The following is a 1,969-nucleotide window of genomic DNA, read 5'->3' on the forward strand; positions in this document are numbered from 1 at the left end:
AGGGCCGGGCAGTTGGGGTGGCCTAGGGGGTGTCGGGGGAAATGGCCAGGCATTTCCCCTGACTCGCCATCAGGGCGAAAGGCTGATCACATCAACCTACCGAGAAGTTAAGGATGTGCGCGCTATCACGCTGGATAGCACAGGCAGTTGGTATGGACGTAGAGCGTCCGGGGCTGCATTCCCACGCAGAGCGTGGGAACGATCAGCACTGTCAGGCGCACAACATCACACCCTCTGCCGAAACACCAAAACCAACCCCACCACAATCAACCCCATCCCCAGCAAACTCCCCAACGCCATCCGATTACCCAAAAACAGATAATCCAACAACGCCGTAGTCCCGGGCATCAGATAAAACAAACTAGTCACGTTAACCAAGTTGCCCATCCGAATCAGCCGATACAAAAGCAGCGTCGCACCGACCGAAATCAACACGCCCATGTAGAACAGTGGCACAACAAAGCCAACAGACCACTCCACCTCGAACGGCTGAAAGGGCGCAACCAGCGCGCACATCAGCAAACCCAAGGCGTATTGCAACGGCAACACATCCATCGGCGACTGCTGAATACCCTTCTGAAAGATCGAGCCCACCGTAATGCACAACAGCGCCGCCAACGACAGACCAATGCCCAGCAGCGAGAAGCGCGCCGCCAGCAGACTATCGAGCACCACCAGCGTCAGGCCACCCAACGCCAACAGCAGACCGGCCACGCGCAACCCGCTCGCGCGCCGCTCCAGCAGCATCAACGTCAGGATGGGTTGCACCCCAAGCACGGTTGCCAGCACACCGGGGGTTAGCCCGGCGTCGAGGGAGAGCAAGTAGAAGATGGTGTAACCGCCGGTCATCAGCACCCCCACCAGCGCTACCTGGCGGCGGGTGCCCGGCTGCGGCAACCAGCGGCGGCGAGTAAGCGCCAGCAGCCCCAGGGCAACACAAGCCAGGGCAAAGCGCAGCAGCAGAAAAGCAAACGCAGAGGCGTGTTCCAGCCCCCATTTAGAGAAGATCGCACCCGCACTCCAGAGCAGCACAAAGAGCACGGTCGGGCCGATAGCGGCCCAGTTCAGTTGTTTGAATAGCATGACAATCACCTGTCAAAACACAGGTTCCCGACGCTAATAATCGCTAATTGGCGCGAAACGTCGAAGAACAGAAAAGGATGTTTTGGTGTTTCAGAGCGCGCGAGGCGGCGCTGCAGCAACGACACCGGCTACCCGCGGAGGGGCGCCTGGCGGTGACAGAACCACTGCCTGCGAGCACGCGCGTCCGACGCCGGGAGGGGCGCAGGCAACAGCAACAGCGATGCTCAAGGAATGGTTCATCATGCAACTCATGCAGGAAATGGGGTACAGCGAGAGGAAGGCTAGCAGTCGGGCACAGCTCGCGCAAGCTCATAGCCGCAGCGGGCATGGACGCAGAGCGTCCGGCGATGCATTCCCACGCAGAGCGTGGGAACGATCTGGTGGCGAGTGAGTAGGTCAGACGCAGGACTTGACCACTGCACTGCCCCCAAGTCCCCGTCTGCGCGGGCGAGTAGCGCAGGGCTGGCGGGAAAAAGATGTGCGCGGTGTCTGAGGTGCGAAGCGCCGAGTTTGCGCGCATCCCCGGCAGATCGAGCAACGCAGCGAACCCGAAGGGCCGGGCAGTTGGGGTGGCCTAGGGAGTGTCGGGGGAAATGGCCAAGCATTTCCCCTGACTCGCCATCAGGGCGAAAGGCTTACTAGATCAACCCACAGAGGCGTACATTCCCTCGGTGAGGCATGGGAACGATCGGGTTCTGGCAGTGCGGGTAGTTGGATGGACGCGGAGCGTCCGGGGCTGCGTTCCCACGCTGGAGCATGGGTGTAGTGGTCTACTAATCCCGGACACCGAAATGGGTGGTAAATTTACCGCCATAGCTGAGGTGTTCCATGACAAGACAACGTCGTACGTTTTCAACTGAGTTCAAGCACGATGCCGCGTTGCTGG

Annotated in this window: 1 protein-coding gene; it reads right to left on the reverse strand. The window is 60.2% G+C overall.

Going from position 1 to position 1,969, the window contains the following annotated elements:
- Positions 1-225: 225 nt before the first annotated feature.
- Positions 226-1,083: a DMT family transporter gene (locus H4J77_RS19385; protein ID WP_182250088.1), complete on the reverse strand. Its 858-nt coding sequence runs from the start codon at positions 1,081-1,083 to the stop codon at positions 226-228.
- Between the last annotated feature and the right edge of the window lie 886 nt (positions 1,084-1,969).

It is taken from the genome of Pseudomonas sp. 5Ae-yellow (assembly GCF_014077575.1).
In the GTDB taxonomy this organism is placed as follows: Bacteria; Pseudomonadota; Gammaproteobacteria; order Pseudomonadales; family Pseudomonadaceae; genus Halopseudomonas; species Halopseudomonas neustonica.

What these genes read in the sequence shown, in the direction of transcription:
- H4J77_RS19385 (WP_182250088.1), bottom strand. Translation starts at nt 1,083, where the DNA reads ATGCTATTCAAACAACTGAACTGGGCCGCTATCGGCCCGACCGTGCTC.